At 60.9% G+C, this 23,494-nt stretch carries 21 protein-coding genes and 1 pseudogene; 8 read left to right on the plus strand and 14 right to left on the minus strand.

Annotated elements, in window-relative coordinates:
- Positions 1-324: 324 nt before the first annotated feature.
- On the plus strand, positions 325-1,713 hold the full coding sequence (locus ABEG21_RS18540) for an MFS transporter (RefSeq protein ID WP_347556896.1): 1,389 nt from the start codon (positions 325-327) through the stop codon (positions 1,711-1,713).
- A gap of 61 nt (positions 1,714-1,774) precedes the next feature.
- On the opposite strand, the gene ABEG21_RS18545 is transcribed toward ABEG21_RS18540, so the two are convergent.
- Positions 1,775-2,515 (minus strand): SDR family oxidoreductase, encoded by a 741-nt coding sequence (locus ABEG21_RS18545; protein ID WP_347556897.1) that lies wholly within the window; start codon positions 2,513-2,515, stop codon positions 1,775-1,777.
- Positions 2,516-2,610: 95 nt separating this feature from the next.
- Between ABEG21_RS18545 and ABEG21_RS18550 the strand changes: the two genes are divergently transcribed.
- The 6 genes and pseudogenes from ABEG21_RS18550 (at position 2,611) to urtE (ending at position 10,050) form a co-directional block, all read left to right on the plus strand.
- Positions 2,611-3,525 (plus strand): AraC family transcriptional regulator, encoded by a 915-nt coding sequence (locus tag ABEG21_RS18550; protein ID WP_347556898.1) that lies wholly within the window; start codon positions 2,611-2,613, stop codon positions 3,523-3,525.
- A gap of 516 nt (positions 3,526-4,041) precedes the next feature.
- A complete protein-coding gene (gene urtA / locus ABEG21_RS18555; protein ID WP_347556899.1) occupies positions 4,042-5,343 on the plus strand; it encodes an urea ABC transporter substrate-binding protein in 1,302 nt (433 codons plus the stop codon).
- 308 nt (positions 5,344-5,651) lie between these two features.
- Positions 5,652-7,262, plus strand: a complete 1,611-nt coding sequence (gene urtB / locus ABEG21_RS18560) for an urea ABC transporter permease subunit UrtB (RefSeq protein WP_347558082.1) — start codon at positions 5,652-5,654, stop codon at positions 7,260-7,262.
- 2 nt (positions 7,263-7,264) lie between these two features.
- On the plus strand, positions 7,265-8,497 hold the full coding sequence (gene urtC, locus ABEG21_RS18565; RefSeq protein WP_347556900.1) for an urea ABC transporter permease subunit UrtC: 1,233 nt from the start codon (positions 7,265-7,267) through the stop codon (positions 8,495-8,497).
- 41 nt (positions 8,498-8,538) lie between these two features.
- Positions 8,539-9,339 (plus strand): annotated as a pseudogene (gene urtD / locus ABEG21_RS18570) (urea ABC transporter ATP-binding protein UrtD); the annotation flags it as partial.
- Between the two features lie 18 nt (positions 9,340-9,357).
- A complete protein-coding gene (gene urtE, locus ABEG21_RS18575) occupies positions 9,358-10,050 on the plus strand; it encodes an urea ABC transporter ATP-binding subunit UrtE (protein ID WP_347556901.1) in 693 nt (230 codons plus the stop codon).
- A 41-nt stretch (positions 10,051-10,091) separates the two neighbouring features.
- On the opposite strand, the gene ABEG21_RS18580 is transcribed toward urtE, so the two are convergent.
- From ABEG21_RS18580 to nac, 12 genes are all read right to left on the minus strand, one after another.
- Positions 10,092-10,949, minus strand: coding sequence for a transporter substrate-binding domain-containing protein (locus ABEG21_RS18580; RefSeq protein ID WP_347556902.1), 858 nt, complete (start codon positions 10,947-10,949; stop codon positions 10,092-10,094).
- A gap of 29 nt (positions 10,950-10,978) precedes the next feature.
- A complete protein-coding gene (locus ABEG21_RS18585) occupies positions 10,979-11,707 on the minus strand; it encodes an amino acid ABC transporter ATP-binding protein (RefSeq protein WP_347556903.1) in 729 nt (242 codons plus the stop codon).
- 40 nt (positions 11,708-11,747) lie between these two features.
- Positions 11,748-12,518: an amino acid ABC transporter permease gene (locus ABEG21_RS18590; RefSeq protein ID WP_347556904.1), complete on the minus strand. Its 771-nt coding sequence runs from the start codon at positions 12,516-12,518 to the stop codon at positions 11,748-11,750.
- Positions 12,515-13,216 (minus strand): amino acid ABC transporter permease, encoded by a 702-nt coding sequence (locus ABEG21_RS18595; RefSeq protein WP_347556905.1) that lies wholly within the window; start codon positions 13,214-13,216, stop codon positions 12,515-12,517. The genes ABEG21_RS18590 and ABEG21_RS18595 overlap by 4 nt, the downstream gene beginning before the upstream one ends.
- 223 nt (positions 13,217-13,439) lie before the next feature.
- Positions 13,440-14,183, minus strand: a complete 744-nt coding sequence (locus ABEG21_RS18600) for an SDR family oxidoreductase (protein WP_347556906.1) — start codon at positions 14,181-14,183, stop codon at positions 13,440-13,442.
- Positions 14,184-14,225: 42 nt separating this feature from the next.
- A complete protein-coding gene (locus tag ABEG21_RS18605) occupies positions 14,226-14,996 on the minus strand; it encodes a 5-oxoprolinase subunit PxpA (RefSeq protein WP_347556907.1) in 771 nt (256 codons plus the stop codon).
- A gap of 30 nt (positions 14,997-15,026) precedes the next feature.
- The gene (locus ABEG21_RS18610; RefSeq protein ID WP_347556908.1) at positions 15,027-15,509 is read right to left on the minus strand and encodes a hypothetical protein; all 483 of its coding nucleotides are present in this window, start codon (positions 15,507-15,509) and stop codon (positions 15,027-15,029) included.
- 89 nt (positions 15,510-15,598) lie between these two features.
- Positions 15,599-16,615, minus strand: a complete 1,017-nt coding sequence (locus tag ABEG21_RS18615; protein ID WP_347556909.1) for a biotin-dependent carboxyltransferase family protein — start codon at positions 16,613-16,615, stop codon at positions 15,599-15,601.
- On the minus strand, positions 16,612-17,355 hold the full coding sequence (pxpB, locus tag ABEG21_RS18620) for a 5-oxoprolinase subunit PxpB (protein ID WP_347556910.1): 744 nt from the start codon (positions 17,353-17,355) through the stop codon (positions 16,612-16,614). The genes ABEG21_RS18615 and pxpB overlap by 4 nt, the downstream gene beginning before the upstream one ends.
- Positions 17,352-18,707, minus strand: coding sequence for an acetyl-CoA carboxylase biotin carboxylase subunit (accC, locus tag ABEG21_RS18625; RefSeq protein ID WP_347556911.1), 1,356 nt, complete (start codon positions 18,705-18,707; stop codon positions 17,352-17,354). Before accC ends, pxpB begins: the two co-directional genes overlap by 4 nt.
- The gene (locus ABEG21_RS18630) at positions 18,704-19,192 is read right to left on the minus strand and encodes a biotin/lipoyl-containing protein (RefSeq protein ID WP_347556912.1); all 489 of its coding nucleotides are present in this window, start codon (positions 19,190-19,192) and stop codon (positions 18,704-18,706) included. Before ABEG21_RS18630 ends, accC begins: the two co-directional genes overlap by 4 nt.
- A 200-nt stretch (positions 19,193-19,392) precedes the next feature.
- Positions 19,393-20,316, minus strand: a complete 924-nt coding sequence (gene nac, locus ABEG21_RS18635) for a nitrogen assimilation transcriptional regulator NAC (protein ID WP_347556913.1) — start codon at positions 20,314-20,316, stop codon at positions 19,393-19,395.
- 242 nt (positions 20,317-20,558) lie between these two features.
- On the opposite strand from nac, the gene ABEG21_RS18640 reads away from it, so the two are divergent.
- The gene (locus ABEG21_RS18640; protein WP_347558083.1) at positions 20,559-21,776 is read left to right on the plus strand and encodes an aspartate transaminase; all 1,218 of its coding nucleotides are present in this window, start codon (positions 20,559-20,561) and stop codon (positions 21,774-21,776) included.
- A 54-nt stretch (positions 21,777-21,830) separates the two neighbouring features.
- Here the strand turns inward: ABEG21_RS18640 and ABEG21_RS18645 are convergent, their stop codons facing one another.
- Positions 21,831-23,417 carry a DHA2 family efflux MFS transporter permease subunit gene (locus ABEG21_RS18645; RefSeq protein ID WP_347556914.1) on the minus strand — a complete coding sequence of 529 codons (1,587 nt, stop codon included), beginning with the start codon at positions 23,415-23,417 and terminating at the stop codon, positions 21,831-21,833.
- Positions 23,418-23,494: the final 77 nt, after the last annotated feature.

The following is a 23,494-nucleotide window of genomic DNA, read 5'->3' on the forward strand; positions in this document are numbered from 1 at the left end:
AACACGTCACGCTTTCCCTTCCCCTCCGCGTTATCGCCGTTGCCACTGATTCAATCTGGGTATCAGGTAATAGCAAGAAAACATTGGACGCTTGCCTGGGCGCTAACCAGAATGAATATCGACGGATTTGCGTCTAGTCCACTCGAATATTGCCTTTTTTAAGCATTATTTCTTTAAGTCAATAGAGATTTACCATTTCTTTTACGGGGTAGGAGCCGTATTCGGGGAGCATCGCTCACCCGCCGCATTCTCGAAAAAAGGAGACAACTGGCTTGTCCGTCACCGACGTGAAACGGAAGCCGGTCAAAACAATCGGGAGTTCACATGCATAACGCAGAACGTGCAGTCGCGAACGTCAACGCGACACCGCTGGCGGAACGGCGGACGAGCCATCGGTGGATCGTCATGGGATTGATCTTTTGCATCTGGGCGATTGCTTGTGCCGACCGTGCTAATTTCGGCATCGCCTTGCCGTACCTGAAAAAGGAATACGCCATCAGCAATGCGCAGGCTGGCGTCCTCGTCAGCTTATTCTCGTTTGCGTATGGCTTCGTGCAGATTCCCGTGGGCCTTGTCTATAAAAAGCTCAGCGAGAAAACCGCAGGTATCCTGTTTTCGGTGTTCATGGTGTTCGTATCGGTATTTACGGGACTGATGGGGACCACGTCATCGGTGTTCTTGCTGCAATTTTACCGAGTCGGATTGGGTTTGTCGGAAGGGCCCCTCGGGATTGGCTGCACGAACGTCATCAATCGCTGGTTTCCGACCAAGGAAAAAGGCACCGCCACCGGACTGTGGATTGCCGCATCCAAGCTCGGCCCCTTGATCGTGCCTCCAGTCTGTGTCGCCGTCCTGCAAATCTGGGGCTGGCGTGAGATCTTCTACGTATTTGCCGTGCCGGGGCTGGTGTTTGCCGCGCTGTGGTTTTTTCTCGTGACCAATTCACCGAGCGAAAACCGATTTTGTTCGCCGGCCGAGCGTCGCTACATCGCGGAGGGGATCGAAACGACGACGAGCCGTGCCGGTCCCGTTGTGTTGTCGGTTCCTCGGATCCCCCTCCTGGACACGATCAATCGTACCCGCTCCGTGTCGGAGTTGACGACGGTCCCCCAAGTTTTTTGCTCCTGGAATATCGTCGGCGTGGCGATCGGTTATGGCTGCATGATCGGTATCAGCAATATCTTCATGTCCTGGATTCCCACCTATCTGATCACGGTGAAAGGATTCACGTCGGTCAAGATGGGCTTCCTGGCCTCGGCGCCTTTTATTGGCGCGGTCGCGGGGAATCTGTTGGGTGGTGTGATCTCCGACAGGGTGTTGCATGGCCGTCGCAAGCCGATGATGTTGCTCGGTGCCTTGGGAACGGCATTGATGCTGTTGCTCTTGATCGATGCGCCGAGCGATGTGTTCTATCTTGGTGCGATCTTGATCCTGTCGGGCCTGATGTTGGGTATTGGCTTCGCGGGCTATTCCGCCTATCCGATGGGTTTGGCGAACAAGGCGACCTATCCGACGGCGTTTGGCATTGTCAACTGCGTCGGCCAGATTTTCGGCGCCTGTGCGCCGCTGGCGGTTGGCTTCCTGCTCGACAGCTATAGTTGGACCAGCGTCTTTCTGTATATGGTCGGAACGGCTTTGGTCTGTCTCATTATTCTGTGTACCGTCGTGGAACCGTTGGCGACGCAGGGCGCCAACGCGCGTGTAAAGGCATGACCCGAAAAGGCATCGCAGGCGCGCGTCGGGAGGCGAGGGCGTTCCGACGCGCGTTTCCACCTTAAGCGTTAAACCACGCGATGGCGTCTTCGCCAGCCGGTGTCCGCATCGCGCAGCTGGGATCCGTCGCAGCGCGCCAGACGGCTTCGGCGACATCGACCGAGTCGGTGACCGGCCCGGGTTCTCCCCATCCCGCAAAGACCTTCTTCGCGAGATCCGCGTACGCTTCGGGAATCGCGCCCTGCATCCGCGGCTGCGCATTTTGCCCGAAGCGCGTGGTCGGTGCGCGTCCCGGCAACACCAATTTCACCTGCACGCCAAAGGGTTCGAGTTCCAGCGCCAGCGATTCGGTAAAGGCATTCACGGCCGCCTTGCTGGCGGTGTAGACCGATAACAGCGGCAGCGGACGCAGCGTGACGGTGGACGTCACATTGATGACGATGCCGGCGCGGCGCTCGCGGAATTGCGGCAGCACGGCCTGCGTCAGCGCGATCGTTCCGAGCGTGTTTGTCTCAAAAACAGTGCGTGCCGTTTCGATCGGCGTGCCTTCCAGCGCACCCAGCATGCCTATTCCGGCATTGTTCACGAGGACATCGATCGGACCGGCCGCTTCCAGGCATTGCCGGATGCTCGCCGGATCCATGACATCCAGCGCGAGCACCCGCAAATTGGGCGATGTCGGCAGCGCATCCGCATTCGGGGTACGCATCGTGGCGACCACACGCCAGTCACGTTCCAGGAAATATCGGGCCGTCTCGAGGCCGAAGCCGGAGGAACAGCCAGTGATCAGTACGGTTTTCATGGTTGCGGGCTCCTGTTGATGAATGAACAGCATAGCGGGGCGGCCCAGGACTCGCTACAATCCACCGTCCAGATATTGTTTGCGAGAGTCCAATCATGGCCGATCCGCTCGCCGAGGTCGTTACGCTATTGCAACCCAACACCCGTTTCTCGAAATTGGTGCTCGGTTCCGGGAGATGGGGTGTCCGTGGCGCGGACAGCAATGCGCCCTTTTATTGCGTATTGCTCGATGGCGAGACGCGCCTGACGATCGACGACCAGCCGCCGTTGCGCCTGCAACAGGGCGATTTCATCCTGATACCGTCGGTGCATGCGTTTGCGATGTCGAGCGCCGAACCGGCCCGCGCTGATGATTTCGAGACACCGCCGGAGCGCATCGGCGAAAGCATGTTTCGCGTGGGGCCGCAGGATATGGCGGTGGATACCCGCCTTCTGGTAGGACATGTCGAATTTGGTTCGCCCGACGCGACATTGCTGGTCTCCTTATTGCCGAAGGTCTTGCATGTGCGGGGCGAGCGGCGGCTGACGACGCTGGTGGAATTGATGCGCGAGGAATTACAGGGACAGCGGCCCGCGCGTGACGTCGTGCTGGCGCGCTTATTGGAAGTGCTGTTGATCGAGGCGTTGCGCGCGACGGCAGGTGCCGAGACCGCGCAAGGACTATTGCGTGGCCTTGCCGACACGCGCCTGTCCCTGGCGATTCGGCACATGCACGCGAGCCCGAAGCGCAACTGGACGGTCGCCGAGCTGGCGAAAGAGGCCGCGCTGTCGCGCTCGGCGTTTTTCGAGCGCTTCAGCCGCTCGATGGGGGTGGCGCCCATGGAGTATCTGCTTGCCTGGCGCATGGCATTGGCGAAGCACATGCTGAGTAAGGCAGGTGTCGGCGTGGCCGAGGTCGCCGAGCACGTGGGCTATAGCTCGGCCAGTACCTTCAGCGTGGCATTCACGCGATTTGTCGGATTGCCGCCGATGCGATTTGCCAAGCAGCAGATGACGGGCCATCCCGCCTAGCGACAAATGCGCTTTTTTGGTGCATTTCATCCCACTTTCCTGCGTCGTCTATTTCGCGATTCGCTGAAAGCAACGGTCGCGCCGACCTCGCGACGACAAAGTCGCTGATTTCGCCCCGTCGTGGTGCAATTTTGCTGGCACATATCTTGTATTGCATAAGGCAAAGACAAGGCGATGCGCAGCATTGCCGATAACGCACCATGAGGGGACATGCATTGCGACGTTACGCGCGAATTCCCTTTGCCAACGGCGATATCGCCGCACACCGATGGCGGATCACGACAAGGCGTCGGCAAAGTCGAAAGCGTCGAGATTGCATAAGTCCATTATTGGTTAGTATGACTATGCAATATATAAAACTGGATATGTGACGCATCCACGCGAGCGGTTATGCTCCGCGGGCGCCTGGTCGTAATCGGGCGAATCACGCTGATGTGGCGCATGGGTCGCACCCGTTTCACCGCCTTTACTACTCTCACGACGATCGTCGTGCATTCACCTGACCGAAGGAAAGCAATGGACAAGCGTGCGTTTTTGAAGATGGCTTCTGCAGCAGGCATGACGGGCGTTGCCGCGCAGATGCCGAGTGCGTTCGCGCAGAGCGGCAGCGGGCCGATCAAGGTTGGCATTCTGCATTCGTTGTCGGGCACGATGGCGATTTCTGAGACGTCGCTGAAGGACGTGGCCTTGATGACGATCGCCGAGATCAATGCGAGCGGCGGTGTGATGGGACGCAAGATCGAACCGGTGGTGGTCGATCCGGCATCGAATTGGCCGTTGTTCGCGGAGAAGGCACGCCAGTTGATCACGCAGGACAAGTGCGCGGTGGTCTTTGGTTGCTGGACGTCGGTGTCGCGCAAGTCGGTACTGCCGGTCTTCGAGGAATTGAACGGCCTGCTGTTCTATCCGGTGCAGTACGAAGGCGAGGAAATGTCGCGCAATGTGTTCTACACCGGCGCGGCGCCGAATCAACAGGCGTTGCCCGCCACCGAGTATCTGATGAGTGCGGAAGGCGGCAGCGCCAAGCGCTTCTTCCTGCTGGGCACGGACTACGTCTATCCGCGCACGACGAACAAGATCCTGCGCGCGTTCCTGCATTCGAAGGGCGTTCAGGACAGCGACATCCAGGAGGTCTACACGCCGTTCGGCCACAGCGATTACCAGACCATCGTCGCGAACATCAAGACCTTTGCGCAGGGCGGCAAGACCTGCGTGATCTCGACGATCAACGGCGATTCGAACGTCCCCTTCTATAAGGAACTCGGCAATCAGGGCCTGAAGGCGACCGATGTGCCGGTGGTGGCGTTCTCCGTTGGTGAGGAAGAGTTGCGCGGTATCGATACGAAGCCGTTGGTCGGCAACCTCGCCGCATGGAACTACTTCATGTCGCTGCGCAATCCGGTCAATACCAAATTCAAGAAGCAGTTCGCCGACTGGGTCGCGAAGAACAACTTGCCGGGCGGCGCCAAGCGCGTGACGAACGATCCGATGGAAGCGACCTACGTCGGCATGCATATGTGGCGCCAGGCAGTCGAGAAGGCGAAGAGCACCGATGTCGACAAGGTACGCACGGCGATGATCGGCCAGAAGTTTGCGGCGCCGTCGGGCTATACGCTGGAGATGGATGGCAATCACCATTTGCACAAGCCGGTCATGATCGGCGAAGTACGGGCCGACGGGCAGTTCAATGTGGTCTGGCATACGAAGGGAACGATCCGCGCGCAACCGTGGAGCCCGTATATCCCGGGTAACGACAAGAAGCCGGATGTGGTCGCGCAGGCAACGCCGATCGCCGATCTGCTGCGCCGTTTTGCTTGATCGCTGCCGCTGAGCACTTGGTTGTACGAGACCGGCAGCGTGCGATACGCGCGCTGCCGGTCGCTTTATCCCAGCAGTGGACGTTGGCTCAACCCATGCTCGAATTCCTATACCCGCAGGCATCCCATCGGATGTCTGCCGTGCGTCCGCGCGCCGCGCTGACGCCTTCCCCCCTCGTTCGTCTCGCCCGGGCTGCCCGCGCCGTTGCCCTGCTTGCGGCGACGCTCGCCGTGGCGAGCCCGCTGGTGCACGCGGCCGACGCCGCCTCGGAGGGATCGGCGGCATCGGCTGCATCGCAGGGCGCGGCGATGGCCGCGGCATCCACGACGCCTGTCGCGCCGGCCGGGCAGGCCGACGCCCAGGCCGGTCTGAGCGCTGCCGACATCGCGCCGCTGGCGGGCGACGACTTCGACGCCAAGGCAGCGGCCTTGTCGGCGTTGGCTGGCCGCGCGGCTCAGGACAGCCATGCAAGCCGACTGTTGCAAGCATTGGCGAAGGACAACGTCTTTGCCAATGACAGCAATCGCATTCTGATCGGCGATGGCGATAACTATCGCGACGCGCTGACCGATGCCACCGTCAGCGCAGACGACGCCGGCAATGCGCAGCAGATCGCGCTGCCGAACGTGCTGCGGGCGCGCGTCGACGGCATGGCCTCCGCGAGCCGTCTGACGTCGCCCGATCCTGTTCTGCGCAATGCCGCCATCGACGCGATGTTGCGCAACCCGGACCCCGCTGCCGCGGCACAGGTGGATACGGCGCTTGCGGCCGAAAAGGATCCGGCGCTGCATGCCAAGCTCGAAACGTTGTGGGCCATGACGGCGCTGCACGACCCGAGCGCGGATCGTCGTTTGAAGGCGGTCCAGCTGATCGTCGCGAACGGTCGAATCGGCGGTCTCGAAATGTTGCGTCCGTTGACGGTGAAGTCTGCGGCGGGCGTGTATGCGGAAAGCGATACCCGTGTTCGTGCCGCGGCGCAGGACGGCATCGATCGCTTGGCGTCGATGCAGAAGCGTGCCGATATCGCCGGCGTCGTCTTTGCCGGATTGAGTCTCGGCAGCGTCTTGTTATTGGCGGCCTTGGGCCTGGCGATCACCTATGGCCTGATCGGCGTCATCAATATGGCACACGGCGAGTTCCTGATGATCGGGGCCTATGCGACCTATGTCGTGCAGAACCTGTTCATCAAGTATTTGCCGAATGCGGTCGGCTGGTATCCGGTGCTCGCCGTGCCGGCGTCCTTTCTGGCGGCGGCGATCGTCGGCGTGGTCATCGAAAGATTGGTTATTCGTCATCTGTACGGTCGCCCATTGGAGACCTTGCTGACGACATTCGGCATGAGTCTGCTGTTGATGCAAGGCACGCGGATGCTGTTTGGCGCGCAGAACGTGCAGGTGGCAAATCCCGGCTGGATGAGTGGCGGCATCGCGATTCTGCCGGGCCTGACGCTGCCGTATAACCGTCTCGTTATTCTGGCGTTCTCCGTGGCCGTCATCGTGCTGGCGTGGACCGTGCTCAATCGCACGCGCCTCGGTTTGTATATTCGCGCCGTTACGCAGAATCGTCGGATGGCTGCCTGCGTCGGCGTTCGAACCGCGCGGGTGGACTGTTATGCCTTCGCCTTCGGTGCTGGCATCGCCGGCTTGGGCGGATGCGCACTATCCCAAATTGGCAATGTCGGCCCGGACCTCGGGCAGACCTATATCATCGATTCCTTCATGTCGGTGGTGCTGGGGGGCGTGGGGCAATTGGCCGGCACGGTGATCGGTGCCTTCGGGCTCGGCGTGGTCAGCAAGGCGATCGAGCCGTTCTGGGGTGCGGTGCTGGCCAAGATCTGCGTGCTGATGCTGGTGGTCCTGTTCATTCAAAAACGCCCGCAGGGCTTGTTCGCCCTGAAAGGGCGTAGCGCGGAGGTCTGACCATGGTGCCTGTCTCCGTTTCTCCACCGCCCGCACCGTCGGCAAGTGGATTTGTGCTGGGCCTGCCCGAGCGTCCGCGTCTGTTGTCGCGTGCCGGTTGGATCGGCATGATGATCGCGATTCTATTGGTCGGCATTGCTGCGCCCTTGGCTGCATTGGCCGTGCCGGACGGTAGCGTCTGGCATCTGTCGATGTATGCGATCACGCTCGGCGGCAAGTTGATGTGTTACGCGATCGCGGCCTTGGCGCTGGATCTGGTATGGGGCTATTGCGGCATCCTGAGCCTCGGGCATGGCTTGTTCTTCGCCTTGGGCGGCTATGCGATGGGCATGTACCTGATGCGGGCGATCGGCCATGAGGGCAAGTACGGCAGCGATCTGCCCGACTTCATGGTGTTCCTCGACTGGCATGCGCTCCCTTGGTACTGGCAGGGCACGCAGCATCTGATATATGCATTGCTGCTCGTCATGCTGGCGCCGGCGGTGATCGCCTGGATCTTCGGCTTCTTCGCGTTTCGCTCACGCGTGAAGGGCGTGTATCTCTCGATCATCACGCAAGCGCTGACGTATGCGGCGATGTTGCTGTTCTTCCGCAATGAAACCGGCTTCGGCGGGAACAACGGCTTTACCGATTTCAAGCGCATTGCGGGATTCCCGATCACCGACGATCACACGCGCGTCAGCCTGTTCGTCATCACCTTTGCCGTGCTCGTCCTTGCGTTTCTCGCGCTGCGTTGGATCGTCAATTCGAGATTGGGACGCGTCGTGACCGCGATCCGCGACGGCGAATCGCGGCTGATGTTCCTCGGCTACAGCCCGCTTGCGTACAAGCTGTTCATCTGGACCTTGTCCGCCGTGTTGTGCGGCATTGCCGGTGCACTATACGTGCCGCAGGTTGGCATCATCAATCCGAGCGAGATGTCGCCCGGTAATTCGATCGAGATGGCGATCTGGGTGGCGGTAGGCGGACGGGGCACGTTGATCGGACCGATCATCGGCGCGATCGCCGTGAATCTGGCGAAGACCTTCTTCACCAATTCGTTCCCGGAATATTGGCTGTTTTTCCTTGGTGCGATTTTCGTGCTGGTGCCTTTGCTGCTGCCGAAGGGCATCGTCGGTCTGGCCGGCATGCTTCGCAAAACGCGTCACACTGACGGCACGCCGCGTGACGAGCCGCGCGTTCAAGCGCCCGCTGGTGCGGATGCCGGGCGCTCGACACAAGGAGGCAAGCTATGAGTACCGATATCGTGGAAGAAAAGGTCTCCGGTGCGGGCGCGAACATGACGTCGGGTCTGGGCCATCGGGTTCAGCCGGGCGCCGTCGATGTCTCGCACGGTCCGATTTTGTACCTGGAAGATGTGTGCGTCAGCTTCGACGGTTTCAAGGCGCTGAAGAATCTCTCGCTGTCGATCGATGCCGGAGAGCTGCGCTGTATCATCGGGCCGAACGGCGCGGGCAAGACGACGATGATGGATGTGATCACCGGGAAAACGCGCGCGCAGACCGGCAAGGTGTTTCTAGGACAGACGCTCGATTTGCGTCGGATGGACGAGCCGAGCATCGCGCAGGCCGGTATCGGCCGCAAGTTCCAGAAGCCCACCGTGTTCGAACAGCATCCGGTCTGGGAGAATCTCGAGCTGGCGATGAAGTCCGACAAAGGCTGGTTGGCGGCACTGCGCGCCAAGCTCGATCGGGCCGCACAGGCGCGGATCGAACGGGTTCTGGCGACGATTCAGTTGGAGGCGCAGGCCTATACGCTCGCCGGGTTGCTGTCGCACGGACAAAAGCAGCGTCTCGAAATCGGCATGCTGTTGATGCAGGAGCCTCAGTTGCTGTTGCTCGACGAGCCGGCGGCCGGGATCACCGACGACGAGACGATGGCGCTGGCGGCGTTGCTCGAAACGCTGCGCGGTCAGTGCTCGATGATGGTGGTGGAACACGATATGGATTTCGTCGCGGCATTGGCCGGCGAACACGGCAAGGTGACCGTGATGGCCGAAGGCTCGGTATTGGCCGAGGGAACCTTGGATCAGGTGAAGCGCGACGAGCGCGTGATCGAATCCTATCTGGGCCGGTAGCGGCGTCGAGGAGCGGCAATGCTGGAAGTGGCGGGATTGAATCAATACTACGGCGGCAGTCATATTCTGCGCGATGTGGCGCTGCAAGTGCCGACGGGCAAGCTGACAGTCTTGTTGGGGCGCAATGGCGTGGGAAAGTCCACGCTGCTGCGTTGCTTGATGGGCGTGACGCCGGTGAAGACCGGCAGCATCCACTGGAAGGGACAGGCGCTGGAGCGCCTGGGAACGCCTGCGCGGGTGGGACGTGGCTTAGGCTATGTGCCGCAAGGGCGCGATATTTTCCCGCGCCTGACGGTGGAGGAGAATCTGCTGATCGGCGCCGCGTCACATACGATCCCAAAAAACGTGCCGGAGCGGATTCATGCCTTGTTTCCAGTGCTGCACGATATGCGGCATCGACGCGGCGGCGATTTGTCCGGCGGTCAGCAACAGCAACTGGCCATCGGTCGGGCGTTGATGGGCGAACCGGAGCTGTTGATCCTCGATGAGCCCACCGAGGGGATTCAACCGTCCATCATCAGCGATATCGGCCGCACCTTGCGGCGCCTCGTCGATGAATTCGGGATGACGGTGCTGTTGGTCGAGCAGTATTACGAGTTTGCCCAAGCGCTGGCCGACCAGTACTGGGTTATGCGCCGTGGCGAGATCGTTGCCGGCGGCACCGGTGCGCAGATGGGTGAACACGGCGTGCGCGAGATGATCGCCGTGTAAGGGCTGCTTCGCCCTTTCATGCGCGCCGGTTCGACAGACCGTCAGACCGGCGTGAACTTCAGCTTTTCGATCGGTGTGACCTTGTCGGTACGGCTGAGGCCGTACTTCGTCTTCGGTCCCAACCACTTGTCGAAAATCTGCTGCATTTCACCGTCCTGATCCATTTCGACCAAGGCTTTGTTGACGGCGTCCTTCATGGCCGCTTGATCCTGTTGCATACCGATGGCAATTGGTTCGATCAGCATCGGCTCCGGGAGGATCGCAACCGCGCCGGCCGTGTTGGCGACCTGGCTCTGGATCTGCCGCGCCGTCATCTGATTCGTGACAAAGCCCTGCACCTTGTTCTGCTCCAGCGCCATGAATGCCGAGCTGGTGTCGTGGAAGGTCACGGCCTGGCCGCCCTTGATCGACAAGGGGATGGATTGGGCCGACGTCGAGCCGTCGGTCGCGCTGAAGCGTTGCCCGCCGAGGTCGGCCAGCGTCTTCTTTGCATTGGCTTCTTTGACGAGCAGCACTTCCTTCGTCGAGTAATAGGCGTCGCTGAATGCGATTTGCGTTGCGCGAGCCTTCGTGTACGCCAGATTTGCAATGACCATATCGACGCGGCCGAGCTTTAGTTGCGGCACACGTGCCTCCACCGCCAACGGTTCGAGCGTTGCCTTCACGCCAAGGCGTTTGGCGACAGCCCTGCATAGATCCACGTCCATTCCGACCAATTCACGGGACTGCGGATCGGGGTAGGAGAACGGTTCCACGTTCGAATACACGCCACAGCTGACCGCACCGTGCTGCTTCACGTCGGCTAACTGGTCGGCGTGCGCGAGTTCGGCCGTTATCGACGCGGAGAGGGCCAGCACCGTCCCGATAACGGCGGTGTACTTCGACTTTACGGACTTCATTCAATACACTCCAGGTGACGGTTTCGAGGTTAATGATTGCGGAGGTCGGATAGGAAACGTTGTGCGCGGGGGTGCTGCGGATTCGAGAAGAACGCTTCCGGCGAGGCGCTCTCCAGCAGCTTTCCGGCGTCCATGAACCAGACGCGATCGGCCACTTCGCGGGCGAAATGCATTTCGTGCGTGACGCACATCATCGTCATGCCTTCATGCGCCAAACCTTTCATCACGCTCAGCACTTCGCCGACCATTTCGGGATCGAGCGCGCTGGTGGGCTCGTCGAACAGCATCGCCGGCGGGTCCATCGCCAATGCGCGTGCAATGGCGACGCGCTGTTGCTGACCGCCGGACAGTTGCAGCGGGAACGCATCGGCCTTATTGCCGAGCCCCACGCGTTCGAGCAGTCGCATCGCGTTGTCGCGCGCGGCGGCGCGTTTTTGCCGTTTCACCTGCATGGGCGACAGCGTGATGTTTTCCATGACGGACAAGTGCGGAAACAGATTGAACTGTTGGAAAACAAAGCCCACCTCGCTGCGATAGGCGTTGATTTCGATCTTGGCGTCGTGAATGTCCCGGCCATTGAACTGGATCTTGCCGCGGTTGATTTCTTCCAGGCGGTTGACGGTGCGGATCAACGTCGATTTGCCCGAGCCGGACGGTCCGCATACGACGACGACCTCGCCCTTCGCCACGGTCGCGTTGATGTCGACCAAGGCATGGTAGTCGCCGTACCACTTGTTGACGCTGGTGAATGTAATCACGCTTTTCCTCGAAACAGAGCAGGGCGATACCGCTGCGTATTCAGTGTTTTGCCGCTTGGGCAATGTCGGTCGCGTCCATCGGCACGCGTTGCGATGTCGTCGTGTCCGGCGCCAGGCGCCGCCCCTGCCGTTTCCGCGCAATGCGTTTCTCGATAAAACGCGCCGCTTCCGTCAAGAAATAGCAGAGTGCGAAGTAGCTGAGTGCCAGAATCAGATAGACCGGGAAGGGCTGCGTCATCAGTCGGTTATTGATCTGGTCGGCGGCGAACGAGATTTCCTGGACGTTGATGATGTACCCCAGGGAGGTCTCCTTGATCGTGGAGACCCATTGCGTCACCATGCTCGGAATCACGTTGTAAAGCGATTGCGGCAGGATCACCAAGCGCATCGTCTTGAAATAGCTGAGCCCGAGCGCACGTGCACCCTCGGTTTGCCCTTTCGGCAATGCGTTCATGCCGGAGCGAATGATCTCGCCCAAGTAAGCGGCGTCGTAGACGACGAGCGCGCATAGCATCGTTGTAAAGCCCGATACCGGTACACCGGTCAGGACCGGCATCAGGAAGTAGACCCAGAAGACGATCATCAGCAAAGGGATGCCGCGTACCGTGTACACATAGCCGGTAACGACGGCTCGCACCATCGGAATTGGACTGACGCGGGCCATTGCGACGAGGATGCCGAACGGAAAGGCGATGACGAGCGCAGCCGATGCCAACAGGATGGTCAGGACGATGCCGCCGATGGGCCCGTGCGGGTACTGACCGATCAACAGCAAGGGCCAGTTGTCGTGCAGGATTTGCAGTATCGTCATCGCGCACCTGCCAATTGGAAGCGTTGCTCGATCATCGCGCCCACGCCCATGATGACGAGAGAGATCGCGAGATACAGGATCGTTGCGACGAAATAGGCTTCGAAAGAGAGGAAGGTCTGGTTTTCGACTTCACGCGTGGCATAGGTCAACTCGGCCGCGCCGATGGCCATCGCCAGGCTGGTGTTCTTGAACAACAGGACCGCATGGTTGACCATCGATGGCGTGGCGTTGCGCATCGCCTGCGGCAGAATGATGAAGCGCATGGCACGAACGAAGCCCAGGCCCAATGCACGGCTTGCTTCGAATTGGCCGGTGGGAATGGATCGCAGACCGCTCCGAATGTCTTCGCACAGATACGCGCCGCTACAGCAAGCGATGGCGATCACGGCGAAAATGGCTTGGCCATTGGTGTTGTTCAGGACGTTCTGCAACCCCATCGGCAGGATCGCCGAGATACCGAAATACCAGAACAGGATCTGCACCAGCATCGGTACGTTCCGGTGATACGCGACAAATACGCCGACGACGATCAACGCCACGCGTTGGTTGGTCATGCGCAGCGTGGCCAATGCGATGCCCAGCACCATGGCCAGCAACCATGCCACAACGGCGATCTCCAGCGTCAATACCAGGCCATGGGCAAACATCGCCCCATAACTGCCTTGCAGCACAGCGCCCAAATCGAAGTGAAGTGTCATAAGTCGAATCCTGTAAGGCGGCTGCCATCGGGCCGGGTCTGCTCGGTACGTGGCAGCGATGAGGTCAATGCTAGCCCGCGAAAAAAAGACCAAGCAGAGGGCTTTCGTCTGGTGCAATAAGTTTCAATAATGACCAGCGGGAAACGGCGCGATGCGCTGCCGAAAGACGAAAAAAAACCGCGCGGAAGGCGGTTTTCATGCGGTTTTGTCTTGACCCGCGCGCTTAGTCTTCGCGCTTGATCGTCGTTAGACCGCCGGGCACTTGCAGCGTCGGCAATATCTCCATATTGCTGATGTTCACCGCGAGCGGCGCGGCGATCGCGAAGGCGATGGCGTTGGCGATGTCCTCCGGCTGAGGCAGTTCGAAGCCGTCGATGAATTCTTTGCGTGCCGCTTCGATGTTACCGTTCACATGACCGAAGATGTCGGTGGCAACGCGACCTGGGCAGATTTCGGTGACGCGTACGCGTTTGCCCAGCGCGTCGACGCGTAATTGCCGCGACAATGCGTGAATGCCGGCTTTGGTCGCGTGATAGATGGAATTGCCGCCGAAATTGTAGATGGCCGCGATCGACGAGATATTGACGATGTGGCCGCAATCGCGTGCGACCATGCCGGGCATCGTCAGTCGGACAATGTGCAAGACCGCTTGCAGATTTACTTCGACTTGCGTGTCGATGTCGGCGGCGGTCGCATCCAGAATCGACCCCTTTGTCGACACGCCGGCATTGTTCACGACGATGTCGAACGCGAATTGCTCCGTCAGCGCCGTGATTGCCGGCAGATCGCCGACATCGATCGCGTGCGGGATGCAACCGGTGCGTTCGGCAAGGGCCTGCAGCCGTTCCGCGTTCCGCGCAACCGCGTGCACTTCGATCCCTTCTTGGCACAGGCGCGTAACGATCGCGGCGCCGATGCCGGTGGACGCGCCGGTGACCAGCGCGGTCTTGTAATCTGAAAAAGGCATGCTAACTCCGAGATAGGGTAATGAAAAGACCAATAAGCGCGTTCAGTTGGTCAGGATCGATGACAGGCGAGCGACCTGGCCGCGATGCGTTTCGATCGTCTGGCGCACGGCTTTTGCAAGATCGACCGCACCGGGGGTGTCGCCATGCACCAGGATCTGTTGCACGTCGATCGTCAGACGCTTTCCGTCGATCGACGTGACGGAGCCGTCGATGATCAGCTGTTCGACGCGTGCCAGTACGGCCTCGGCGGACTTGATCACGGCGCCCGGCTTTTTGCGCGATACCAGCGTGCCATCGTCTTCATAAGCACGGTCCGCGAGAAAGGCGTTGGCCACCCGCAAACCGCACTCTTTTGCCGCGACTTCGATTTGCGTGTCGGTTGTCGCACAAATGACGATGTCGGGGTCGAATGCGGCCACGGCCTGGACCATCGGGGCTGCCAAGGCGTAATCCACCGCGGACATATTGCCAAGTGCGCCATGAAAACTGAGATGCGCGACGCGGGCGCCGGCGACCTTGGCAATCGCGCTCAAGGCGCCCAATTGATACAGGACATACCGTGACAGCTCTTCCGGGTCGGCGTGAATCTGGCGTCGTCCAAAGCCCATCAAATCCGGGAAACCGACGTGCGCGCCGATATCGATGCCACGTCGCGCCGCCGATCGTACCGTCCGATCCATGATGACCGGGTCGCCCGCATGATAGCCGCAGGCGATATTCGCCGACGTGATGACATCGAGCAATGCTTCGTCATCGCCCATTTTCCAAGGGCCGAAACCCTCGCCCAAGTCTGCATTCAAGTCAATTTTCATCTGTCTTGTCCTTGCCGCTTCGGCCTGGTTTCACACACCGCCATCCGGCGCGCCTGTCATGGCGAAAAGCGACGTGCCATATTCCACTGCGTCACCGTGGGTCACGAGGCATGCATCGATGACCCCTTCCTCCGGTGCGCTTACCGGTAGCATTAACACGCCGATCTGCAACAGCCCCAGCAACGCTTCCTTTTGCACGGCGATCCCGCCGGCGCGCAGCGCGGCCGCGTCGATCATGTCCGCCGTAGCGGGATGCGATTCGATAAAGCGGCCAGGCATCTCGGCTTTTACGAGGCTTGCTCGATCACGCCTGTCTTGTTTGACAAGTGCGGTCGACGATGACGGCGCCGATATCCCATTGTCGGGGGGAATCGGCAGCCCGAGATCGGGGCGAGAGGGATAAAAAGGGAAGCGCGTCAACGACACGGCCCAATCGGGTTCCTCCCATCGGAGCTCGGCAATATCGGTTTTTTCGAGCGCTGCCAGCAAACGCGCCAGTTGTTTGACTTCCATGCAAAGTGCCGTTGAGTACGATTTCAAGATGAACGGCGGGGGCGGACGAGTCCGAATCCCTGGCCGATGCTTGCCCTACGACAGACGTGCTACACGGCGCCGCGCATCAGGCTGGCGGCGTGACGAACCTGCGCCAGGTAGGCATCGACGCCCGCTTCCGCGGCCACCGCTTCGGCGTAATCGGTTTTCACGAAACGCAAGGTCGAACCGATAGGGGCTTGCGCGAGTCGCCATAAATCGGCCTCGATGACCGTACCGATCTTGGGATACCCCCCCGAGGGCTGCGCATCGCTTAACTGAATGATCGGCTGGCCGCTGTGGGGCACTTGAATCACGCCGGGAACAATGCCGTGCGAGCGCTTTTCGAGCGTCGCGCGCGCGACCAGACCCGGGCCATCGAGTCGATAGCCGTATCGATCGCTTTGCGGTGTCACGCGCCAGCCTTTATCCCAAAAATCGGCGAGCGACGCGGATGTGTACAGGTCGTACTCCGCGCCCGGCAGCACCCGCAAGGGGATGATCGGCGCGCCCGCCGCGGTGCCGGACGCCGGCGGCATTGCCGCGGTAATGGCAAGCGATGGATCGAGAATGCCGAAAGGGACCGGAGACGGCGTGCGCTCGCCCTGCGCGCGGAGCGTTGTCGCCGGAGCAAAAGGCAGCACATCGCCTTTTCGCAGCGCCCGACCTTCGAAGCCGCCGAACGCCCCGCGCATCTGGGTGCTTCGGGAACCCAGGACGACGGGAACGTCGATGCCGCCGGTGACTTGCAGATAGCTGCGCGCACCGTGCAGCGGATGTCCGATCGTCAACGTCTGGCCGGCGCGTGCGTGCGTGACCCAGGTGGGAAGCACGCGCGCGCCATCCAATTGCGTCGGCCCGGCGGCGCCGCTGACGACAAAGTCGATATCGGCGTCGAATCGGACGCGGAAGGGAAAGAGCGGAATCTCGATGGCCGCCGCATCCTCGTCATTGCCGAGCATGATGTTGGCCACGCGCAGGGCGATGCGATCCATCGCGCCGGAATGTCCCACGCCCACCGCCAGATAGCCGGAGCGCCCGAGATCTTGCACTGTCGCCAATGCGACATTCGACAGGATTTCGATCATGATGGTGCGCCTGTGCCTTTTGGACGGATCACCTGGGCGATCTCGAAAATAACAATGTCGCCCGGGGCGAGCAATGCCGCCGGTTGCCGATCCACATCGAAAAATGCCGCCGTGGTCGAGCCGATCGTATTCCAGCCGCTAGGGCCGGCCGAGGCCGAAACCCCGGTTTGCACGCCGCCGATCGACACCGATCCGCCCGGCAAGCGTACGACCGGCACTTTCCGCCGGGGTGCGGCGATGGTCGGATCCATGCCGCCCAGATAGCAATAGCCGGGATGGCTGCCCAATGCATACACCGTGTAGCGTGGCGCGGCGTGGCGTTGCACGATATCGTCGATGCTCAGTCCCGTGTGGGCCACGACATCGGCCAGATGCGGGCCGCCATCGCCGCCATACACCACAGGCAGAACCATCGTCTTGCCTTCGAGCGTCAGCGCGTCCGACGACTCCCACGCATCGCGCAGCGCATGAAACAGGCCATCGATGTCGCGCGGCGGCCGAACGAAGGTCACCATCAAATTGGCCATGCCGGGGACGGCCTCGTCGACGTCCTCCCAGGCTTGCGTCATCCGTGCCAGCGACCAGATGCGACGCTGCGTCGAGAGGTCCAACGCGCCTGGCGCTTCGAACAGCACGGCGCGCGTTCCCAGCAAGCTGATCTGCAGCGGATGGTCGTTCTGACCGGACGTCTGCTCTGCGGCGCGTGTAAGCGTCGCCGTTTGCTGCTCGATTACCGTCATGGCACAGCCCTTTGCGTCAGCCAGCGTTCGAGATAGTGAATATCCGCGCCGCCGGCGATCAGTCCTGCATCTCGAAATAGTGCGCGATGCAAGGGAATATTGGTTTTCACGCCCTCGGCGACGATGCCGTCGAGTGCCACGCGCATCCGCGATATCGCTTCCTCACGCGTCTTGCCGCGCACGATCAGCTTGCCGATCATCGAATCGTAGTAGGGCGGAATCTCGGCGCCGGCGGACATATGAGAGTCGACGCGCACGCCATGGCCGCCCGGAACGGTCCATGCCGATACCACACCGGGACAGGGCGCAAAGCTGAACGGATCCTCGGCATTGATTCGGCATTCGAAGGCGTGTCCGGCGCTCTGGATGTCCTCTTGGCGGATCGTCAGCGGCAGACCCTGGGCAACACGAATCTGCTCCTTGACCAGATCGATGCCGGTGATTTCCTCGGTGACGGGATGCTCGACCTGGAGCCGCGTGTTCATCTCGATAAAGTAGAATTCGCCATTCTCGAACAGGAATTCGAAGGTACCGACGCCGCGGTACCCGATCTGACGGCATGCCGCCACGCAGCGTTCGCCCACCGCTTGCAAAGACGCGGCCGGAATGCCGGGTGCCGGTGCCTCCTCGAGCACCTTCTGGTGACGACGCTGGATCGAACAGTCTCGGGATCCCAGCCACACGGCACCGCCGTGGCTGTCGCATAACACTTGAATCTCGACATGGCGCGGGTATTCGAGAAATTTCTCGATATACAGTTCGGGCCGGCCGAACGCGCGCCGCGCTTCCTCGCGCGTGGTCGCCACCGCCGACAGCAAGGACGCCTCGCTTTCCACGACACGCATGCCTCGGCCGCCACCGCCACCGGCGGCTTTCACGATCACCGGAAAGCCGATCTCCCGTGCGACTGCCAGGATCGCGTCGGGCGTATCGGGCAGCGACGTATCGGGGCCCGGCACGCAGGGCACGCCCGCCGCGCGCATCGCCCGCTTTGCCGCCACCTTGTCGCCCATCGTCCGGATCGCATCAGGCGTCGGGCCGACGAATGTCATGCCTTGTGCTTCCACACGTGCTGCGAACGTGGCGTTTTCGGAAAGGAAGCCATATCCTGGATGGATCGCTTCCGCGCCGCTGACGGTGGCGGCGAACAGGATCGCCGCTTGATTCAGATAGCTGGCCGAGGCTGCCGCCGGCCCGATACACCATGCCTCATCGGCAAATCGCACATGGGCGGCGTGCGCGTCGGCTTCCGAATACACGGCGACGGTCGCGATATCGCATTCGCGGCAGGCACGCATGATACGCAGCGCAATCTCCCCGCGATTCGCGATCAGTATCTTGGAAAAGCTCATGGTGCGATACGGAACAGGATCTGGCCGGGTTTGACTTCATCCCCGGCTTTCACCAGGATGGCCGTGACGACGCCGGCAGTTTCGGCTTCCACCGCGTTGAAGGTCTTCATCGCTTCGACGGTGCAGAGCGTCGTGCCGACAGTGACCGTATCGCCGAGCGTGACGAAGGCGGGATCGTTCGGCGATGGGGTCAGATGGACGACCCCGAACATCGGCGAGGGAATCGCAATGTCGGCCGCTTGCATCGGCGATTTATGAGACGGCGGGCTACTGACAGCCTCGTCAGGCGCAGGCTCGGCCGCGACATCCTCTTGCTTGTCGCATTGCATGTCGTCAAGCAGAGGCGCGGCGGACGACCGCGCCTGTCCGGTGGGGGGCATGCTGCGCGTAAGGCGGAGCGTGCTATCGCCCTCACGTAATGACAGCTCGCTCACGCTGGAAGCATGCAGCAAGGTGATCAACGCTTCAATCTTCTCTAGATGCATCTCAGACCGTCAGATTTGGCAAACACTGACCAGACTGTATCCCTTGAAAAAAATTAGACCAAGACGGAATACCTGTGGGTAGATAAGCCCCGCTTATGTCCTGAAGCGGGGACGGCCGCCAGCCGGTCGCGCCTTAGATTAAGGCGCGTCGAGGCCATGATGATGCGCGACGGAAAGGACAGCGGCAGAAGCGATCGGGATCAAGCGTCCGTCGCGGCGCCAAGCGTGTCATGCGGCTGGGCAGCCGCAATTTCAAGCAGGATATCCTTGACGGCGTTGGCCGGTTCGGAAAGCGGTAACCTGTCGGACAGACACAGCGACAGTGGAATGTTGATGGCGGGCGAGACGATGCGATGCACGGTGGCGTCGCAACTGGCGGCAACCACTTTCGCCGTGGAGTCCGGCAGGATCGTCGCGCCGAGACCTGCGCCCACCGCGGCCGCCAATGTCGCCGCCGATTCGATTTCGGCGATCACTTTGGGCACTTGCTGCATGCGTGCGAATCCCTCATCGACGTATTTGCGCAAGTAGTTGTACGGGCGGGGCAGCAACAGCGGCACATCGCGGAGTGCATCCACTTCGACGGTCGGTCCCTCGATCGGGATGTTGCGCGGCGCCAGCAAGTACAGGTCTTCATTGGCGAGCAATTGGAACGTCAGGCCATTGGCCGGCTTGTCGCCATACAACACGGCCATGTCCATGCGGCCGTTCATGATCAATTCGCTGAGCGTCGTGCCGAAATTCTCGTTGATGTAGAGCAGGATATCGGGATGACGCGAGCGCACCGCCCGTAGCAAGGGCAGCGACAATGCGGACGCCCCGGTGCCGGGCGCCAGACCGACGGAGACCTGTCCGGTCAAGCTCTTGCCCGCGCTTTTGACGTCGGCCTGCGCCATCTCCAACTGTCTCAGAATGGCCTGGGCGTGCCGATACAGCGCCAGTCCTGCATCCGTTGCCATCACACCACGTTTGGTTCTTACGAGCAGTTGCTGCTGGAATTCTTCCTCGAGCGTGATCAACTGCTGGCTCAGTGCCGGCTGGGCGATATGAAGCATCTCGGCAGCCTGCGTCAGACTGCCGGCGTCAACGATCTTCACGAAATATTTAAGGCGCCGGAGGTTCAAAGCCGTATGTGGTTGATGAGGGAGTAGCTAATACTAGGCCGAAACAATTGTCGCGAGCAAGTAACGGCCCGTATTTGTCGGTCTTGATGGCGATGCGTACGCCGCATGGCGCCACGTCCGTGGCTGCTATCTATCTCAGACATAAGCAAAGCTTCTCTTGCCAGATGAAATCGGTCTTTGCAGCACTATTTCGGTTTTTGTAACGTGCAATGACGTTTATTCCGATTTAGGAGCTGGAAGTGATTGCATCGCGTGGTCCAAACCGCATCGCGGCTCGAATTTCCCGAGTCAAGCCATCCCCGAGCAGCGCCGCCGCCGACCGGGCAGCGGCGCTCCGTCGTGCCGGCAAAAAGATCGTGAACCTGGTGGTGGGAGAGCCGGACTTCGATACCCCCGCGCATATTCGGCAGGCCGCTTGCGATGCCATCGCGCGGGGCGAGACGCGCTATACGCAGAACGCCGGTACGCCGGCCTTGCGCGCGGCCATTGCCACCAAGCTGGAAAGCGAAAACGGTCTGACGGTCGATCCCAAAAATGTACTGGTCACGTGCGGCGCGAAACATGCCATTTTCAATGCACTGTCGGTGACGATCGAGCCGGGTGACGAAGTATTGATTCCGGCGCCGTACTGGGTATCCTATCCCGATATGGCGCTTGCCTGCGAAGGGGTGCCTGTGGTGCTGCCGTGCCTGGAGCAGAATGATTTCAAGCTGGATGCCACTACCTTGCGTGCGGCTTTGACGCCGCGCACGCGTTGGTTGTTGTTGAACTCACCAACCAATCCGACCGGCGCAACCTATAACGCCGCGGACTTGCGGTCGCTTGCCGACGTGTTGCTCGACTATCCCGATGTCTTGATATTGACCGACGACATCTACGAGCACATTGCCTATAACGATGCGCCCTTGGTCCATCTGGGCAAGGTCGAACCGGCTTTGCTATCGCGTATCGTCATTGTCAACGGCGTATCGAAAACCTATGCGATGACTGGCTGGCGTATCGGCTATGCCGCCGGTCCGGCCGATATCATCGCGGCGATGGAGACCTTGCAGTCGCAATCGACCAGCAATGCCTGCTCGGTGAGTCAGGCGGCCGCACTGGCGGCCTTGCAAGGCGACCAGTCCTTCGTCAAGGAATCCGTCGCGGTCTATCGCCAACGTCGCGATCGTGCCGCGGCGCTGATCAACGCCACACCGGGTCTGAGTTGCCGCGCGCCGGGCGGGGCCTTCTATCTCTACGTGAACTGCCAGGGGCTGATCGGCAAGACGACGGCAGGCGGCAGAACACTCGGCGACGACAACGAGGTCGTCATGTACCTGCTCGAAGAAAAGGGGGTGGCCGTCATCGCCGGCACCGCGTATGGCACGCCGGGTTATTTCAGAATGTCGATCGCGACCTCGCTCGATGTCATCGAGGAAGGGATCGCGCTGATGGCCGAGGCTTTCCGGGACGTTCGATAAGCGGATGCCGGGATGCGCTGCCCTCGCGGGCGGCGCGATCCGGCCTCGTATCGATCAGGACGTCGACTTCTTGCCAGGCAGGACGACGGGGTTCAGCTTTATGACCAGCATCAAGCCGGCAAGCGCCAGGACGCTCGACAGCGAAAAGCCGATCAACAGTGCGTGTGCCAGTGCTTCACGTGCAATCTGCCCCATCGCTGAAAGCTCGGCGCTTTGCCCGGTGAGCATGGAGCGATCGGCGCCCGGAAAAAGTATCTTTGGGTCGGTATAGGGGGCGATTCGCGCCAACCAGTGGTGTGCCGCAAAGCCGTCCACCACCCCCTTGCGATAGCACGCGTCGACGATCGAGCCTACCAGTGCGGTGCCGAGCATGCCGCCCACGAGGCGGATCGACTGTGTCATGGCCGTTGCGATGCCGAGATGCACGCGTGGGGCGAGCGTCTGCGTGAAGACGGTCAGGTTCAGATAGATGAAGCCGAAACCGATGCCGGCGGCAAACATCAGCACCAGCAGCGTCAAGAAGGTCGCATGGCGCGTCGACGTCAACAGGCCGACGCTGGCGAGCAATAACATCGTGAAGCCGAACACGACCAGACGGTTCGGATTATGCAGTTTCGTCACGATCCGACCATTGACGATGGCGCCCAGCGTAATGCACAGGACCAGGGGCGTGATCAACAGACCGGCATCTTGAGGGGTGTAGGACAGTACGCCTTGCAGCAGCATCGGCATATAGAACAACATCACGAACATGATGCCGCCGGCCAAAGCCGCGAGCAGAAAGATCGTTCTTAATTGCCGATCCGAGAAAAGGACCGCTGGCAGCAGCGGATCCGACGCACGCCGTTCCCATGCAATCAGCGCGATTAACGCGACAAGCGTCAAGAGGAGCAAGCCGATGGTTCTGCCATCGAAACCCTCCGTCGGCAGCCATTGCACGGCAATCTGCAGTGCGCTCAACAGAACGGTCAACAGCGCGGCACCCAGCCAATCGATGCGCTTGGGCGCACCCGCGGCGGGCGGCACGGAAGGCAGAAAGCGCCAGACCAAGAAGGTGGCGATGACGCCGAACGGAAGATTCAAGTAAAACACCGATCGCCAGCTATAGTGCTGCGTCAGCACGCCGCCCAAGGTCGGCCCGAAGGCATTGACGACGCTGAACAGCGCACTGAGCAGCATCTGCCAGCGGAGACGACGGGCGGTATCCGGGAACAATTCCGGGATACAGGCGAAGGCGGTGCCGATCATCATGCCGCCGCCTATGCCTTGAAGGAAGCGCGCCAGCACCAGCATCGACATGCTGGGCGCCAAGGCACACAGCAGCGATGCCACGGTGAATAGGATCGCAGCGGAGAGGACAAAAGACTTTCGGCCATACGCGTCTCCAAGCTTGCCGAATATCGGGATAGTGACGATGGAGGCGAGCAGATAGCTTGTCGCGACCCATGCATAGAGCGAGAAACCGTGCAGGTCCGCCGCGATACTCGGTAACGCATTGCCGATGACGGTCTGGTCCAGCGCCGACATCATCAGCACGGTCGCGATACCGAGCATCGCGCAAAGGGCGTCCTTGAAGTTCAGCGTCGGCGCCGATACGGGCTGCGGGGAAGGGGAGGGATGGGGAGAATGCGTCGTGCTCATCTTATGCCGGTACACCAAAGTGCTGCAGAAACGCTGGCAGGGCGCCGCGAAAGGGCACCCTGCCAGCGGCGACCAAG

Origin of the sequence: Robbsia sp. KACC 23696, from assembly GCF_039852015.1 — a bacterium.
Lineage (GTDB): Bacteria > Pseudomonadota > Gammaproteobacteria > Burkholderiales > Burkholderiaceae > Robbsia.